10 protein-coding genes are annotated in these 18,100 nt (G+C 26.0%); 3 read left to right on the forward strand and 7 right to left on the reverse strand.

Annotated features, from left to right (window positions below; translation table 11 throughout):
- Window positions 1-256: 256 nt before the first annotated feature.
- Both mnmG and AANAER_RS14230 read left to right on the forward strand, forming a co-directional pair.
- Entirely contained in the window at window positions 257-2,125 is a 1,869-nt protein-coding gene (gene mnmG, locus AANAER_RS14225; protein ID WP_129083026.1) for a tRNA uridine-5-carboxymethylaminomethyl(34) synthesis enzyme MnmG, read from the forward strand.
- Window positions 2,126-2,227: 102 nt separating this feature from the next.
- Complete coding sequence (locus AANAER_RS14230) at window positions 2,228-3,898, forward strand: hypothetical protein (protein ID WP_140544122.1); 1,671 nt, start codon at window positions 2,228-2,230, stop codon at window positions 3,896-3,898.
- Between the two features lie 152 nt (window positions 3,899-4,050).
- Here the strand turns inward: AANAER_RS14230 and AANAER_RS14235 are convergent, their stop codons facing one another.
- From AANAER_RS14235 to AANAER_RS14250, 4 genes are read right to left on the reverse strand one after another with little or no spacing between them, the layout of a single operon-like run.
- Window positions 4,051-5,253, reverse strand: coding sequence for a TniQ family protein (locus AANAER_RS14235; protein ID WP_129083024.1), 1,203 nt, complete (start codon window positions 5,251-5,253; stop codon window positions 4,051-4,053).
- Between the two features lies 1 nt (window position 5,254).
- The gene (locus AANAER_RS14240; protein ID WP_129083023.1) at window positions 5,255-6,124 is read right to left on the reverse strand and encodes a TniB family NTP-binding protein; all 870 of its coding nucleotides are present in this window, start codon (window positions 6,122-6,124) and stop codon (window positions 5,255-5,257) included.
- Between the two features lie 3 nt (window positions 6,125-6,127).
- Complete coding sequence (locus AANAER_RS14245; RefSeq protein ID WP_129083022.1) at window positions 6,128-8,017, reverse strand: Mu transposase C-terminal domain-containing protein; 1,890 nt, start codon at window positions 8,015-8,017, stop codon at window positions 6,128-6,130.
- Window positions 8,010-8,678 (reverse strand): TnsA endonuclease N-terminal domain-containing protein, encoded by a 669-nt coding sequence (locus AANAER_RS14250; RefSeq protein WP_129083021.1) that lies wholly within the window; start codon window positions 8,676-8,678, stop codon window positions 8,010-8,012. The genes AANAER_RS14245 and AANAER_RS14250 overlap by 8 nt, the downstream gene beginning before the upstream one ends.
- A 165-nt stretch (window positions 8,679-8,843) precedes the next feature.
- Between AANAER_RS14250 and AANAER_RS14255 the strand changes: the two genes are divergently transcribed.
- Window positions 8,844-11,936 carry a hypothetical protein gene (locus tag AANAER_RS14255; protein WP_129083020.1) on the forward strand — a complete coding sequence of 1,031 codons (3,093 nt, stop codon included), beginning with the start codon at window positions 8,844-8,846 and terminating at the stop codon, window positions 11,934-11,936.
- Window positions 11,937-11,995: 59 nt separating this feature from the next.
- Here AANAER_RS14255 and AANAER_RS14260 read toward each other — a convergent pair whose 3' ends face one another.
- Genes AANAER_RS14260 through AANAER_RS14270 form a run of 3 tightly spaced genes read right to left on the reverse strand, consistent with a single transcriptional unit; the run spans window position 11,996 to window position 18,061 of the window.
- Complete coding sequence (locus tag AANAER_RS14260) at window positions 11,996-13,084, reverse strand: HNH endonuclease (protein ID WP_129083019.1); 1,089 nt, start codon at window positions 13,082-13,084, stop codon at window positions 11,996-11,998.
- An 8-nt stretch (window positions 13,085-13,092) separates the two neighbouring features.
- Window positions 13,093-15,357: an amidohydrolase family protein gene (locus AANAER_RS14265; RefSeq protein ID WP_129083018.1), complete on the reverse strand. Its 2,265-nt coding sequence runs from the start codon at window positions 15,355-15,357 to the stop codon at window positions 13,093-13,095.
- The gene (locus AANAER_RS14270) at window positions 15,335-18,061 is read right to left on the reverse strand and encodes a hypothetical protein (protein ID WP_164969378.1); all 2,727 of its coding nucleotides are present in this window, start codon (window positions 18,059-18,061) and stop codon (window positions 15,335-15,337) included. The genes AANAER_RS14265 and AANAER_RS14270 overlap by 23 nt, the downstream gene beginning before the upstream one ends.
- Between the last annotated feature and the right edge of the window lie 39 nt (window positions 18,062-18,100).

Raw genomic sequence — 18,100 nt, forward strand, 5'->3', positions numbered from 1 at the left:
AATAGTTTGGAAAATCTAAAATATTTGGTATAATACCGAAAAATTATTGAGAAGCCAATTTTTACACTTTCTAACAAAAAATCAAACTAAACTTTTCAATATTAAATAAAGACTAAAGAGTAGTTTAATATTTTAGTGATATAAAACAAAATATAAATTAATAGAAAATAAAAAAGTTTTATAGTAAATGACACCCACCTTTGCAATATTATAAATACAATAATCATTTACAGAAAAACTTTTCCTAAGGAAAAATATGGAATATGACGTAATAGTAGTAGGAGGAGGTCATGCAGGTATTGAAGCCTCTTTGGTAGCTGCTAGAATGGGTAAAAAAACTCTGCTTATTACAATGCTTGTTGAACAAATAGGAGCTGCCAGCTGTAATCCCGCAATCGGCGGACTGGCAAAAGGACATTTAGTAAGAGAACTGGATGCTATTGGTGGAGAGATGGGACTTTGTACCGATAATGCAGGTATTCAGTTTAGAATTTTGAATGCTTCAAAAGGTGCTGCAGTACAAGGAAGCAGAGCCCAAATAGATATGGACAAATATAGAACATATATGAGAAAAGTTTGTCACAATACACCTAATCTTGAAGTCTACCAAGATGAAGTAACGCAGCTTTTAGTAAAAGACAACAACGTTTACGGAGTAAAAACAAAACTAACAGAAGAGTTCAAAGCAAAAAAAGTAATCCTTACAACAGGAACTTTTATGAGAGGACTTATTCACATAGGTGAGAACAAATATGAAGCAGGAAGAGCTTGGGAACTTCCATCTTCAACTCTGTCAATACAATTAAAAGAGTTAGGATTAAAAGTAGGAAGACTAAAAACAGGAACACCTTCAAGAGTAGATGCAAACTCTATAAACTTTGATGAAATGCAAAAACACGGAGGAGATGAAAAACCGACACCTTTTTCATTTAGAACAGATAAAAAAAGTTTTAACCCTACTCAACTTCCGTGTTATATCACATATACAAATTTAAGTACCCACGATACCATAACAAGTAATTTTCACAGAGCTCCTCTTTTTACCGGTCAAATTGAGGGATTAGGACCTAGATACTGTCCAAGTATAGAAGACAAAGTAAACAGATTTAGCGAAAGAGAGAGACATCAACTATTTTTAGAGCCTCAAACTGAAATGCGTACGGAATACTATATAAACGGTCTTTCAAGTTCTCTTCCAATAGATGTTCAAAAAGAGATGATTCACTCAATCAAAGGGCTTGAAAATGCAAGAATCATCAGATACGGATATGCTATTGAGTATGATTATGTAGATCCAACCGAGTTAAAACATACCCTTGAAACGAAAAAGATAAATAACCTTTACCATGCAGGACAAATAAATGCAACCACAGGTTATGAAGAAGCAGCTTCTCAAGGACTTATGGCAGGAATCAACGCAGCACTTGCTATTGATAATAAAGAGCCTTTTATACTTAGACGTGATGAAGCATATATCGGTGTTTTAATTGATGATTTAGTTACAAAAGGGACAAATGAACCTTATAGAATGTTTACAAGCCGAGCCGAATACAGACTTCTTTTAAGAGAAGAGAGTGCTGATTTAAGACTTTCTCAATACGGATATAACTTTGGCTTAATCTCAGACGAGCAGATGGAAAAAGTAGAACATAAAAGAAAAACTATAAATGATGCCGTTGAATTTATGTCAAATGAATGGTTCACTTCAAAAAAAGAGAATCTTGAACTGCTTGAAAGTTTAGGAGAAGAGAGAATCAAAGATAGAGCTCTTCTAATAGATATTGTAGGAAGAAACACTATTGACTCTGCAAAATTTGATAAATTGGTTCGAAGTTTAGCAGACGTTGAAGATTATTTAAAAGAACAAATAATCATAGAAGCAAAATATTACAGATACGTAGCAAAACAGAAAAAACAGATAGAAAAAATGAAAAAAATGCTTCAAATGACGATACCTGAAGAGTTTGACTATAAAACAATCCCCGGATTATCAAATGAAGTAGTTGAAAAACTTATCAAGTTTAATCCACCTACATTGTTCAATGCAAGTAATATTTCAGGAGTTACACCAGCTGCTATTGATATTTTACATATGTATATAAATGTGAGATGTCAGAAGCAATAAAAAATGATAATAGGAAATAAAAAGTGATAATATGTAAAATAAACTTTGATAATGGAAGTTTAATTTAATATGTCTAAAGGTAAAAGTATCATTCCAGATTTTATGTCAGATAATCCAGATGATACTTTTAAATTTTTATTTCCTTTAAAACTAATACTTGATGAAGATAAGTTTGGGAACAGTCATTATGAAGTTGTAGTAAAAAACATGTCTAAAAGTGAAGTTTTCACTTATCAAGTATCTCCAGAACTTTTATTTACCCATTTTCCTCTTTATAAATCTTTTAAAAATGGTGAAAAAACAGAATCTAATCCAAGTAAAGAAATCTTTGAAAAGATTTTTACCATTGATTCCTCTTTAATAAATAATTCAATAGAAAAAAAACTCAATGAGTTATTAGATAAAAAAACTATTGGAACTTTATTAGGATGGAATTACAAATACTTAGATACTGCAAGGTTTATTAACTGTTATTTAATTGAACAAGATAATATAAAAATCATCATTCCTCACTATGCCATAGGAATTTATTATTATTTTAGATTCTCTGAAATGAGAGAGGCTGCTTTAGATTGTAATATTGAAAGTTTATATGTTATGTGTAATGATAATAGAGCTGATGCAAAAATTGTTTTACCAACTCCAAGAACAGATGAAGATGCAGCGTTTATTCATAGATATGCCTGTCAACCAATGGCACAGAATGAATTTGAGAATATAAGTAAATATATTCATCACTATTTAAAGTATATGAGAGAGCATGATTTAGATGAAGAAATTGATGGAGTTCATTTAAAAATAAATTTTCCTGTAAAAGAGAAGTTTAAAATAGAGACAAGAGTAAGCCTTGTTACTAATAAAGAAACAAAGGAAGAGTACTATTTTATACATGAAATCACTAATGATAATTCTGATATAGGATTTGATAAATTCACAAAAATAGTTGAACAAAATAAAATAATAACAGACCTTGAGGATTTAGAAAACTTATCAAAAGTTGATAGAGAAATTCCAGAAGAAACGACAGAGATACTAAAAGTAAAAGATGCAAATAAAAAACACACTAGTACACAGCATCGAAAAGATAGAAAAAAAAGCTGTGGAAGTTTACTAAATATTGAAATAGAACATGAAACACAAACAAAAGATATTATAAAAGATTTACTAAAGATATACCAAGAGCAAGATAACAATGATAAGGTAGATCAAAGTCTTACTGAATCTTCTTCAAAAGGAGACAAGGCTACTAGACGAGTTATAATCTCAAGTGAATTTGACAAGGAAGAAAATAGACCTTTAAATGAGATAGATAATTTTGTTGTATTTAGACAATATATGGAATTTTTAAAACAACAATCTACTATTAAAAACTTTACGTTAAGTGAAGTAAAAAACTTACCTGAATTTTTAATCGAAAAGGCTGGAGAGAAAAAAATAAATCCTAAATGTAAAATGAACAAAAGAACTAGACAATATTTAACTGCAACATTTAAGTATGAGAAGTTTTATGTCGGATTATTAGAATTAGAAAATTACCCCTCTTCAGCTGCCTCTTCTTGGGTAATAATCTCTGATTCAGTTATTACAAATAATACCTTTGACTTTTTTATAAATTTATATTTTAAAGATAATAACTCTATCCCAGATATTGTAATGAATTATAAAAAAGCTAATCCAAAATTTACTAAAAAAAATCATGAAAGGAATGAAAACTTAGATGAGATCCAACTAGCTAAATGGTATGCTGGATTATTAGGAAAGATTAATCTGTAGACTTCTATTTCAATTAACATATTCTCTCATAAAATATTTATCGATTTTATTCCTTTATCTAACTTTAAAATCTATAAAATTTATAGATAGAAATATCTATATAAATGATATCTGTTAAAAAAATAGATACATATATCTATAAATTTCACAGATTAATATCTTTGTTTTTTTGGCAAAATATTATTTATTGTGTATTTTTTATAAATTTTTACAAAACCTTTATGAATTGAAAAATGGCATCCAACTATTTCTGCAACACTAATTTGATTGACAACATTACCTTGATTCTTAAGATATTTAATAGCCCCTAATACTTCACTTTCACTTATTTCTCTTCCAATTTTATTTTGCATAGGTATAAGCTCATCTATCATCTCTTTATACCAAAAAGGTATATTTCTAAAGCCATGAAAAAACTCCCTATGTGTCAAATGATTATCTCTTGAAAAAGCCACAAGGTTTTTAGGATAGTTTTGAAAAAGATAATAAACCATAGAGGTTAAAATAAACTCTTTTTTTATAGATAAAGTTTTTTTTGAATTGTATCTATCAAGTTTTTTACAAATAGTTTTATACTCTTCTAATAAAGGGAATTTTTCTAAATTTAACTTTTCTTTGCTATCAAGTAAAAATCTAAGATAAGTTAAACTTTCAAAAACAAATACTGATTTTATTTTTTGTTTATTTATCACAAAAAAACCTCTACTCAATCCTTTTTCAAACCACTTGATAGCTTTCAATCCATATTCATAATTTGAATGAATAGGCATAGTAACACTTTCTCTTAAATCCTTTTCACAGTTGTAACAAATACAAAGTTCTTTTTTATGTTTTATTTTTGGCAAACTAATTTTATTATAACATCGCCAACATCTATCTGTTAAAAATATTTTATGTTTTGGGCAAGCATTATAAAAGTTATATCTCCATTTTTTTCTAAAATAAGGTATTTTATCTTCTGCCAGACATTTAGGACAATACATTAACCCATTGTGAGTTCTTTTGTCTGTTAGTTTTCTAATTTGCAAAGGTGGATATAAAGTATTTTCATCACATAAAAATAAATGACCTTCTTCACTATGTAAGGAAAGACTAAATATTTCTTTTTTCGAGAGCTGACTTTTTTGAGCTAAGTGATTAAATAGCTTTTCATCATATAAAAAATCTAAATCTGTCCTTGATATAGCACTGCCCTCATGCCGAATAAATAAAGAAATAAATTCAGATAAACTTCTTCTATGATCTATTGCCATACGTGTCAACCAAGAACTAAGTAATTCATCTTTTAATGGTCTTGGTATAATTAAAAAGAAATAGTCTTGAACCCAGTCTCTATTTCTTTTTTGTTTTTTCATTTTATAACTTTGGTAAGTAACCTATATCTTCAACCTTTATATATTCACGCTTAGATTTAATAGCTTTTACAGCAGCTTTTTTCAGCAGATTTACTGTCATACCTATAAGTCCTTCAGACTGATGAAAAAGTGCATTCATAATTTCTGGATTATCTGCCATATTTGAAGCTTCTTTTAAAGGTAAACATCTCTCATATGTTGCCACAAAAGAACGATATTTTCTATCATTGTTCCATCTAGGAAGTTCAATTGATGGAAATCTTGTGGCTGTTTCTTCTCCTATAGATAAAGCAGAATGCGCAGTTCTTGTACCTGCTAAAACAATGGTTAAGGACAAACTATTACTTAGTTGTTTTAAATCATCTATGAAAGTACGTTGTTTGTTTAAATTTCCTGTTAAAGCACTATGTATTTCATCGACTAAAATCATTTTTGTTCCTAGTTTTTTCAAATAATGCTTTGCAAGTTTTTCTTTTACTGCAACTTTATCAACTGCTTTATGAGGAACACATAATTCATTTAAAATACGAGTGTATAACTTACTCTCATCGGGAGTTGTAGGGGCTTGAAAATAAATAATAGGGATATCATAAGTAATTCCATTTTCATTCTCAATAGGTTCCAAGGTACTTTTATGTAAATCATACATTTTTTTTAAAATTGCTGTTTTACCATTTATAGAATCACCATAAATTAAGACTCCCTCATGTCTTATTTGTGGTGGGTCTTCAAACTTATCTTCTAAAAATTCAAGAAGCTTAACCGCTGCACCATATCCAATCCATTTATCTTTTTTACAGTATAAGATTCTCTCTTCATCACTTTTATCTAAGTAGTTAAAGGCTTCTTGTGTTAAGTTACGTTCATTCATTTGTTAACCTATTGGATAAATATCATAACCATCATCATCTTCCTCTTTAACAGAAGAATCTAAATGTATGGGTTGAGTTTGTGTTTCTTTATAATCTATTTGCTCTTTTTCCATTTTTAAAGTTTTCTCTTGATGTCTTTTTGAACTTTTTTTACGTCTTACAGATTTTTTCTCTCTTTTTGCTGCTTCAACTTTTTGTCTAAGTCTCTCTTTTGCTTCAAAAATATCATGTGGTTCAAGTTCTCTTCCGGTAACCTGTCTTTTTGCTTCAGATATTGCTTCTCTTAATTCTGATAAATTCATTTGAGGTTTTCTTATATCTGCATATGGAATAGTTATGTATTCATTAATATCTTCATCATATACATATATTTTACTAATATCTCTTGGGTCACGTCTGCAGATAACCTCATTTTTTAGCTCGGGTTTTAATTTTTTATATTGAGAAGGGATAATCCACTTTCTAAGTGATTCTGAAAAGTAAGTAATGTAATCAATTGTAATACCATTTTTCTGAACGGTACGTTTTATTTGAGGTAGTAATGCCATTCTAAGTTTTAAAGTATTTGTTGGAACTGTTGGTAAAAATGGGATTGATTTTTCTTTACCCACCCCATATAAACCTTGATAAAATTTTTCTTCAGGTGTCATGAATATTGAGCTATGTTCAGTTTTATGATAAACATTTATTACAAAATCTAAATACCATTCTTCAAGTTCATCTATAGTCATGGCAGCTTCTGCTTCAGAATCATAACTTCCTTTTTTAAAGATATTAGATCTAGTAGTACCTGGTAAGACATGCATTTTTTTCATATATGTACCCAAAACTCTTTCAACTGCACCACCAAACTCTGGTCTAGCAACTGGACGATACCTATCTTCTATTCTAAATTCTTGACAAAAATTACGTAAACTAATCGATGTAAAGTCCTTACCATTGTCCATATGAACCTTTCTAGGTAATCCATAAACAGGGTATTCTCCCTCAACTTTATATTTTGCTAATAATTCATCCTTTGGTAAAATTGCATTTAATAAACATTGCCCTACACTAAAATAACTAGGTGCTTCTAAAGAGATATAAAAGCCATACATCATCCTACTATATACATCAATTGCAACAGTAATAAAAGGTCTTCCAATGGGTTCTCTATTTTCTTCATCAACTAAGATAACATCAACTTTAGTATGATCAATTTGAATAATATCCAAAGGCATTTTCACATCTGGGAATTTATTTGGCATTCCTCTAGTTTCATTTACTCTTATTCCATTTCTATATTTTGCAATAATTTTTGGATGTAGAGCATTTATTCTATTTCTTATAGTATTTTTTGCGGGTGCTTTTAGTTCTATATTCTGACATTTATAGACAATTTGCTCATAAATATCTTGTAAAGGATATTGTTGTTTATGTAGATACATCTCTTCAATTACACTATTGATTATTGTATTAACAGATTCATCTAATCTACTTTTTCCTTTTCCTCCACAAAATTCTCTTCTAGAGGCTAGTGAACTTATTGTCTTATATTGTTCATAAGTATTAAGCCATCTATATATTGTAGCAATGCCTTTTTTATTTTTCTTAGCAACTTTTTGAACATCATTCGCTGTTCTATTTTCAATGTCTAATAAGGGTTCAATAATTTTAAATCGTTCACTTGCCTTATTTAATTCCTTTTGTTCAGTATCAACTAATTCTTTTGTTCTTTTTTTTATATTTTTAGGGTCACTAATTAAATCATTAACTTTAACAATTTTTTCATTATATGGTTTATTTAATTTCTTGAGAAGCACCTCACTTAAAGAAGGATAACCTTTTATAACATACTCTACATCTTGGTAAAAAATTTTACTATCAATATCAAAGGAAATTACATTAGCCATTGTTCAACTCCACTAAAGACTCCATTGTAAGTTCATCACTAAATAAATCTGATTTTAATTTACCATTTGAAACCAATGACCAAATATTATTAGAAACTATTGCATACTCTTTTGGATTAGATGTAATTTTTTGCACTAAATCAAATGCAGCTAGTTTTATTGTCTCTTTAAGAACATCTAATATTTCTTTTTCATATTTATGTTCAATTGGATTTTCTTTATACCTATATAAAAAGTCTAAATTTTCTATATATTCTTTACTATATGAAAGTTCAGTAAATACATCAAATTCTAAATCATTTTCTTTAGCAAACACTTTTGTAGCTTCAAATTTTTCTGCAAAGTATTCTTTATTTTTTTCAAGTTCATTTGAATATTTTACTTCAACAATCGTATCTTTTAAACCTGTTTCTTTGGCCCTTTGAATGTAACAATCTAAACTATATGTCAAATGTCTATTTCTAAAATCAATTTCAATTTGAGGCTGTTCATAATACGCAAAAACACTTTCATCAAATTCTAATGATAAATAGCAGGCTCTTTCTAATAAGGATTCATAAATAATTGATTTACCATTTTTTATGCTAGGGAAATGCCCAATGACGGAACGATAGCTCTTTTTTATTTTACGTTGTGGAAATTTAATATAATCTTCTAGCATAATTATTTTCCATTAAATTTAGTTATTTTTAAATTGTATAGCAAAGAAGCTTTAATCTATATTTAGAAATTATTCTGCGTATTATCATTTAATAAATATTTATTGTATTCTATGATAACTTTAATAAAAATTCTTCTACAATAATCAAAAATAAAAGTTGATAAAATGCATTATAATAAATATGAACTAACCGAACTTGCAATTGACCTAGAAAAGAAGCTAAAACTTTATGAGAACAAAGATCTAGTTTCACAAGAGGAATATATATTTAAAGACTCAAAAAATCTTGATTTTGTTAATATTTTATTAAATTTAACCTCCGATAATATAAAACATAAAATTGAAAACTTTAATAAAAAATATATTACAGAACAAGAATACTATGGCATTTCTATTAAAAATGAAAAGTTAATCTATCCAGCTTATGAAATCACAGAAATTTCTAGTGAATTATTTGATAATTTATTTCATTCTAATAGGGACACTTCTTTTAAGGAATTTGCTAATATCTTAATAAATAAAACTGCTCAGTCTGACAATAAACAACATTGGTTTGGGATATCATTTAAAAATGAAAATATAAAAGATTATTTTCTAAATGAAGCAACAAAATACATTATAGAAAATCAATCTAACCATCAAAAAGTTTTTCAGGAACTTACAAATATAAATACTAAAGAAGATACTATGTTCCCCCAATTTATATCTTTGGACAAAAAAAAGATTCCTGAAAAGTTTAATGATATATTTGAAATGTATCAATGGCTTACTATAGAAGAAGCAAATAATTATTTACATAATTTTGGTTCAAATTTTACTAAAAGTCTACTTCATATTATTATTGAAAATGAAAAATTCAACTTAAACAAAGAGCATTCTCCCAATAGAATTATTGAAATCTTAGAAAAATGTCAAAACGATTCTATTATAATAAATGAGCTTTTAAATAATTTTAATATTAAATTAAATGTTTATTTATTAACCCATCCTATATATTCTCAATTTGGTTTATTGAACTTAATTGAGAAAAATATAAAGTCAAATACTAATCTTAATAAACATAACTATATCCAAAAATGTCAAGAATCAATTATAAAACAAATTATTGATTTATATTTTAGCCACTATAATCATACTAGTTTTGAAAAAGAATCTATTTTTAATATTTTAAATTATTTGGCTTTTTATGCATTTAAATATGAATCAGAAAACCAATACATATTAGTATTAGAGTATATATTAAGTAAACTTGAATTTTTTTATATTCAATGGCAATATGAGCAAGAATTTTATTTTGATAAAGTAATTGGTAACTTAATTCATAAACAAGAGTCACTACTTAAATCAAGCGATACTCTGATCATTAAAGATTATTTTTTAATGTCTTGGTATTTAGAGAAATTGGTTCTAAAAGAAAAAATATTTGATAAAAAGTACAATGATTTAATTTCAATAGTAACAAGTGCAGTAGAATTGAATTTAAAAAGACATTTTACTAATTGCTTAAATGAAAAAAGTTTTTATTTAAAAGATGTATATCTATCAAAAATAAACTTTTCTCTATTCTATCATCTAAGTAATTCTAAATCAATTTGGTTAAATTTACTTAATATCAAAGAGATTCAATCCATGATTAATAAAGACACAAGGAGTCATATACTTAAAGTAGTCGAATATTATTTCACCATTCTTTTAAATATATATCTGCAAAATGTGAATGATAAGTACTTACAGGAATATATTATCAACTTATCAATATCCTTTGGAATAAAAGAAAAATACGGTATTTTTCATTCTTTTCACAATAATACTCTACAATCTCAATTTTTCAGAAGTTTAAATTTTATTCAGGATGGGTTATTTGATAAATTTATAAATACTTTTTTTAATTGCTCAGAAATAAAACAAATTTTACAACTTTATACTTATACATTTATTGAAACTAGAAAACATAAAATTTATGATAGATTTAAACCTTTACTAAATAATCGGCATAGTTTTTTTTGGCTACCAGATATTGAAGAAACGATACTTTTAGCTTTTAATCATAATTTAGATTCATTTGCTCATCAATTAATTGAAACATATGAAGAATACCTATCTACAAAAAATGAAAAGAATAAAAACCAAGCAGGATTGAAATATGTCAAATGCAAGAAAAATCTTTTAGCAATATATCGAAATCAAAAACTATCCCAACAAAAAAAATTGACAGAAATAAATAAATTAGAGACTCAAAAAATTTTTAATACAGACTATTATGAAGAACGTTCAAAACTTCAACAATTTCGAGAATATACAATGTTTATTAAAGCATTAGTTTTTTTTGAGCAGGAACCAATCAAAACATATAAACTTTTAAGAACTTTATTTACGAATACCAACAATCCTCTATATCTCTTTAATATGTTAAGTTCCTATTTTAAAGCATATGAACAAGATCAATATAAAGTTGAAAAATTCACTTATATCTTAAATGATTTTCAGAGAGAAATTGATAAATTCATACAACAAGAGATAGATATATTTCATTATCAAGTCTTATTCTATGGTTACAATCAAATACATTATTATTCTAAAGTAGATGAATTATTTTCTATCATACCAAATTATTATAAAGAGACATTAAAAAAAGAATTACCAAGTACACTTACTTTATTTGACAAACCAGTATATTTAAGGAATAAACTTTTGATTTGTGTAGAAGGAAGAACGGATATAAGTTTTTTAAAAAACATCAATAAAAATATACCTGAACTAAAAAATATTATTGATATAGAAAGAAGCCCAAATATAGATTTTATTGATTTGGTTGGAGGTAACTTAATTAAATTTGTAGAGGAACATAATCTATCTGGGACTAATATTGTTGAACTACATATATATGACAGTGATAAAGGTTCAGGAAAAGACGAAAACAAGTATCTAAAACAATGTCAACAAGTTAAAAGTCGAGATGATAAATCATTTTGTTTTATGACACAAAAAAGAGAATTAGAAAATTATGTTCATAAAGATCTCATAGAACATGAATTTAATATAGATATTTCTAATATAAAGGATAAAGAATGGGATACATTAGACATTGCTAATTTAATTAAAAATAAAATTGAAAATATAAAAGATGAAAAAGCAATAAAAAGTATTTTGAGTGGAAAAATATCTAAAAAAATATCAAAACAACATTTAGATGAATTAAATGCTTTTAATGAAATAAAACAGTGGTTTGAAAAGATAAAAGAACTCTCAAGTTTTTAAAGAAATATTTAACATCTATAAATAATAGTTTTAACTTTTATAATTTGCTATAAAAAGTTTTATGAATTATAAATTTCATATAATTCTTCTTCAGTAATAGGAATTTTATACTTTTGTAAAAAATCTTTTCTCTTATTAAAAAGGTGTAGAAGTATCTTCTTTTTCTCGTTAAAAGAAGCAAAATGAATTAACCTATGACAATTAGGACATAAAGAAACTATATTAGCAGGGACATCTAGACTATAAAGAAAATCATCTTGAAACTTTAAAGGTATAAAATGATGAGCTTCTACATACTGTTTTTGTGAAGAGTTTGAAATAAAACTTTTGTGATCTTGATTAATTTCACATTTATAGGCAGCCCTTTCTATAGCTGCTTTTGCGTATCCTAAGTTTCTTGGGAAGATTCTTCTACCATTTTGTTCTATGGGGTTTTTAGCAAATATTGGTTTAGTAGAAGGAATTGCAACAATATCATTTAAAGTATGTTGGAACCTCTCATCTGCTCCAATATCATCTAGATAAACTTCTTGTTCTACTAAATTAATATATTTAAATATTCTATCACTTTTTTCTTTTTCTAACAGCTCATAGTGTCTAAATATACCTTGTTTATGTTCTGAATATTCAATTATTTTATCGTATTCAATATAATCAACTAATCGCAAATCATAATAATAATCAAGTGGATACTCATCATCGTCACTTACTGCAAGCTTTGTAATCAACCCTTTGGCAAAAACTTTTTTATCTTTTGTAAATAAAACTGTAGAATGTAATGACTGTAACCATTTTTTTTGATATTCTCTACTTTCTGCCCATCGTTCAGAATTATTAGTGATGAAACCTTTAATAGTATTAGTTTTCCCAATTGGTTGAACTATTATATACTTATGAATAGTGTCCATATCAATATAATATTCATAAGGTTGCTTACTTTTATCTAGTTTAATATTTTTATGTAAACTATTTCTAACTATTTCAGCATTAATAGTACCTCTTATTTTAGACTTAGAAGAGGTCTTTGTTTTAGTATAAGCTTCATCATAATCAGGAAACATCTCAATATACTTATCTACAATATTACCTTCAGAGGCTCTTCCACCTAACTCCTGTAAAATCAAATATACTTTTTCATAAACTTTCATTCTAAGCCCTATTTAAATCTAGCTATTTCACCATTTTTTTGAAGCACCTTGACATACTCTAGAAATTTATCTTTATCATAGTCAACCATTTCATAGAGATGCGAATATTCAACAAATATATTATTATTAAAAATACCTGGGTCGTCACTTGCTAATGTAATAAGAGGCATATTATGTTTTTTATCTAACCATTTTCTTATATGATGTTGTTTATATTTATCATAGAAACAAATTCTTACATTGCTCGATATCATTGATTCAATAATTACATCTTTATGCGCCATTTCTCTTAAAATCATTTTTTGTAAACTAGAAATATATTGATCAAACTTTTCTTCTAATGTAACGTCTATATATTTATCATAAGTATTATACGTCTCATACAAATACATATAATAAATTTTTAAAGCCTTTGCCTTCTTATCTTTATCAATTTTGAGTACAACTTCATTGTTTTTAATTTCTACATATCTATATTTTCTAAAAGAATATGCTAAAAATCCAATCTCTAATATTTCTTCAATTTTAAAATTAGAAAAATCAGAATATACGTTTTCCCAAAGTTCTTTTATTTTCTTTAGAACAATGTCATCTGTAGTTTTCGTTTTTACTGCAAAAAATATTAAGTTATCTAACCATTCACCTTGTTTCATTCTTATTCTATTATTTAACTTTTTTCTCCATACTTTAGAGTCTAAGCCCAATGCATTAGCATGACCTACCCTATCTCCAGGTTCATAATCTAGAAACTCATATACTTCATAGATATATCGAATACCAGAAATTAAATGTACAAAGTCTTCTCCTGCATGAAAAGTGATACCAATTTTTTTATTATATTCCTCTAATCTATTTCGGAATAATCTAAAATAATAAGCAAATGCTTCAGGAGGTGCATACATCTCATTACCTGCTGCATCAATTCCTACAAAATATTTTGAAAAATCATATTCTAATTCGACAGTTGTATTTAATAAAGATGTTACTTCACCTAAAAGTTGTAGCATATTTTTTTCTGTAAAAGCTTTTGTTTTAGCATATCTTTCAATATTTACATAGGTCTCTTTTTTATAATATGCATCTTCTTCTAATTTTATAAAATGACAAACTACAGATACTTTAAAGTTATCTTTATTAATTTCAGCAATTTCAGAATCTGTGGGAGTAGTTAATTGGTTATAAGCATTTATGATTGACTCAAATTTTTTACTAAACCCTTTAGGGGTAATTCTTATTTCTAAATTAATTCTTTTTCCATCATTGAAATGCTTTAATTGTCTAAACCTATCTTTATATCCTTCATCTTCATAGCTATCCCTTATATTATTATCGCTGATATATAGAAATTGTCTAAATCCATTTTGTTTTGTTTGTTGAATTAAGATTCTTTCAAATTGAGATTGTGCAAGTAAATAAAAATGCAGTAGTCTTTTAAATTCACCTGTTACATATTTTTCATCTATATTAAAAATTTCAAACCACATGATTAATTCATTATAATAACCCTTATTATTAATATCATCATCACTTATTAAGTGTTTATTTTTATAAATGGATTCCTTAAAATTATTAAATTCTATATTTATTTCTTTCAAGTTATTTTTTAAAATATATTTAATAAGACCTCTAACATACTTCGATAACTCTAACATGATAAAAAATTCATCTATACTTACATTATCTTGCAACAAAAGTTTTTCTAAACTGTTATTTCTTTTAGTGGTATAAGAATCAATGAACTGCTTAGGATTTGATAAAGCTTTTTCCCAACTATAGAAACTCTCTGATGTACCATTAATATGTATATGTAAGTCTACAATATTTGATAAGTTTTCAATACATTTATCATCAATGACTTGAGAGATAGGTAATATAGAATAAATATTAATTAGTTTTGAATTATCAAAGGATTCTTTATTGTTAAAGTATATTTTTGCAACAAAAGGAATTGCACTACACATACTAATAAAAGCTTGCCACTCTTCCATCATATCCTTCTTTACTACTACTTTCTGGTTAAGAGTATCAAAGTCTAAAAAATTCTCCGAAATCTTTTTAATAATAATTGAAAGACTACTTTCATCTTTGAAACTATGCAAATAAGGTTCATATACATACTCTGGTAAAAAAGAAAAACATTCCCGCACACTATTTATAAAGTCCTTGTTTTCTTCATCAAAATACTCATTATATATATAGTTTTGCCAAAACCGATTATAAGATATATACTTAATATGAGGAATAAGATTTCTATTCTTCAGTATCTTGAACATTTTGATTTTCTATTTTTGAAAATTTTTGAATTGCATTTTTTAATTCTTCCAATTTTTTACCTCTAAAACTTATGGTACTACTATAATAGTTCCTTATTATAGATTTATATTGATTTAAATATTCATCACTTATTTCATCAGAATCAACAGTATATTTTTTAAGTTTTTCTTCATTCTCTAATATTAATTTTAAATAAGTCTCTGAATCATGTTCTAATGATTTATTAAAGTTACTATTCTCTTCAGTATTTAAAATTATATCTTCATCAGGATCTGTATTAGATTGTTTTATTTTATGTGCTTTTAATCCTTTTAATAATTCTAAAAATTTATTATCTACTTCTTGATATATTACTTCTTCTTTATCATCTTCATCATCTTCTTCCATAAGAGCAAAAAGACTTTGAGAAGTAATTCCTTGATTTCTTGTAGGTTTTTGTTCTACTTCTTTATTATAAAATCTACTATTAGAATGTAATTTTATTAAAAACTCCCATATAGGACAAATATAAAAAAATTCAAATAAACTTAAATTTTCTAAATCAAATTTAAGTTTATATTTATTTATATTATCATCTAAAATTCTTTTAGCTGAATCTACTTTATTTATTCTTTTTACAACAGTACTTTTCATATTATACTTTTGCATATTTTTTACTTCTGCATTTAGCAAAGAATTCAAAAAATAAAATATTTGAAGAGTAATATAATCTCCAAAATTTTCAACTACATCCATTTTATCATCTTGATAAAAGAATTCTTTCATAGTATTATTTAGTGTCTCTATTGGAAATGATTTTACAATATCTAATTTAGATAACCATGCCTCTAAAGAATTAACTAATTGAGATTTTTCTAATCCATTTTCAAAAGGATAATTTGCATCAATTATATCATGAATATTATTATCCGCATAAGGTCTAATCATACTCAATCCTATTTGATTTTTTAAAGTATCTTTAACACTTTTATGTAGCTTTGTACCCTTAATTAATTCTCCTATAAAAGCAATTATAAAATAGATACTCCCATATAAATCTGATTGAGAGTTTCTTTTTAAATTTATACTGTTAAACATTATAGAAGATAGTATTAAATAACTATCTTTATCTTCTAATTCACTAACTTTGCCTAAAAAATATTGATAACTTTTTTCTTTCTTTTTACTTTTATCTTTATAAACCTTAATGAAGCCAGGAACATAATCTACTCTATTGTCCTTTTTCTCTAAGTCTTGATAATTTAAAAATCCATTTAGTCTTATCATAAATTCATATAAATTTGTTTGTACACCATGTCCTAAATAGTTTAAATTATCCATGATATAATCTTTTTTCTTTTTCAATGGTTTATTAAATTCATAGAATTCTTCATCTGCATTTCTAACTAGATTAAAAAGCTCTACTTTAAACATCCATTCTAAGGCTATATCGATTCTTTTATTTATTAATATGCTGATAAAACTTCTTAAAATAAAAAATAATATATTTCTATCAGTATCTTCTATAGGTTTTAAATTTGAAAGATTAAAAAAAAGATTTATATCAAGTTCAGGATTATTTGAAACTATTTCTAATGATTTTTTAATATAATAATATACAGCTGTGTCTTCTTTAAATTCCCAGAAATCACTAAACGTTACATCATATCTTGATAATTGTGTTAAATATTGTTTTCCTACTTCATCAACAAATTCATCATTTATATTTTCTGTTTTTTCTTTTGATTTAAAATAAGTAAATAGTAATTGAATATTAGATCTTAATGGTAATGTTAGAAATAGCTTTATAAAATTATCAGATATATCTGTTTTCTCTGTTTTTAATAATTCTTTAATCATATCTTTGTATATATTTATTAATAAACTATTATTTTTTAATTCTTTTTGATTTAAAGAGTTTTTGTCTTCAATAACATAAATATTTGTATTTCTACATATAGAATCTAATCCTTGTAACATTATCCTATTTTCTGGTTTTAATATTTTTGTTAAATATTGTTCTTCCAAAATTTCTATTGTTTTTAAGTATTTTTGTTTATCTTCAATTTTATTAATCCCATTTAAGTTTTTGAATTGTTTAACTCTAACTAATGTACTAAATAAATTCCAGTCACCAGATACTACAACTTGTAATCTAAGAGATGTGAGATATTTTCTTATCACTTCTAATACTGGCCATCCTTTTTCTATATTTGTATCTATATCATCAAAAATTAATACAATCATTTCTTTTTTAATATATTTTAATGTCATTTCAATAAATTCTTTAAAATCTTCCTCAAATTCTATTCCACTTTTTGATGATTTAATACCCTTATTAAAATTAATTCTTGAATCTTCCCATATTGATTTATGACTTACCTCAGAATCAACGCCATCAAGTAAATGAATACCTTCAGCTAGATTATTTAATGAATTTTTATAATTATCAAATAAAGCTTCTTCTACCTCTTTTTTTTCTTTTAGTTCTTCTACTTTTTTAATGATAATAGAAATAATTGTGAGTAAAACATGCTGTTTTGATTCAAATAATGTAGGATCAAGTATTTTTAGAAAAGAAGTTTTATCTGATATTTTTTTATCCAAATAATTTTCTAAATTTAATAGAAAACTTGTTTTACCACTTCCTCTTGCTCCTAAAACAGTTATAGATTCATGAAATCTTTCTTTGCAAGTATAGTCATTTTTTTCTAATGTGTTCAAACTTCTTTCTATTAAGTGCTCAATTTTAATATAAGACTT

The sequence above is a fragment of the Halarcobacter anaerophilus genome (genome assembly GCF_006459125.1).
GTDB classification, from domain to species: domain Bacteria; phylum Campylobacterota; class Campylobacteria; order Campylobacterales; family Arcobacteraceae; genus Halarcobacter; species Halarcobacter anaerophilus.

Excerpts from the sequence above, each read along its gene's own strand:
- AANAER_RS14245 (WP_129083022.1), bottom strand. The coding sequence starts at position 8,017 with ATGGCTAATGTAATTTCCTTTGATATTGATAGTAAAATTTTTTACCAA.
- AANAER_RS14240 (WP_129083023.1), bottom strand. The coding sequence starts at position 6,124 with ATGAATGAACGTAACTTAACACAAGAAGCCTTTAACTACTTAGATAAA.
- AANAER_RS14265 (WP_129083018.1), bottom strand. The coding sequence starts at position 15,357 with ATGTTCAAGATACTGAAGAATAGAAATCTTATTCCTCATATTAAGTAT.
- AANAER_RS14260 (WP_129083019.1), bottom strand. The coding sequence starts at position 13,084 with ATGAAAGTTTATGAAAAAGTATATTTGATTTTACAGGAGTTAGGTGGA.
- mnmG (WP_129083026.1), top strand. The coding sequence starts at position 257 with ATGGAATATGACGTAATAGTAGTAGGAGGAGGTCATGCAGGTATTGAA.
- AANAER_RS14255 (WP_129083020.1), top strand. The coding sequence starts at position 8,844 with ATGCATTATAATAAATATGAACTAACCGAACTTGCAATTGACCTAGAA.
- AANAER_RS14235 (WP_129083024.1), bottom strand. The coding sequence starts at position 5,253 with ATGAAAAAACAAAAAAGAAATAGAGACTGGGTTCAAGACTATTTCTTT.
- AANAER_RS14230 (WP_140544122.1), top strand. The coding sequence starts at position 2,228 with ATGTCAGATAATCCAGATGATACTTTTAAATTTTTATTTCCTTTAAAA.
- AANAER_RS14250 (WP_129083021.1), bottom strand. The coding sequence starts at position 8,678 with ATGCTAGAAGATTATATTAAATTTCCACAACGTAAAATAAAAAAGAGC.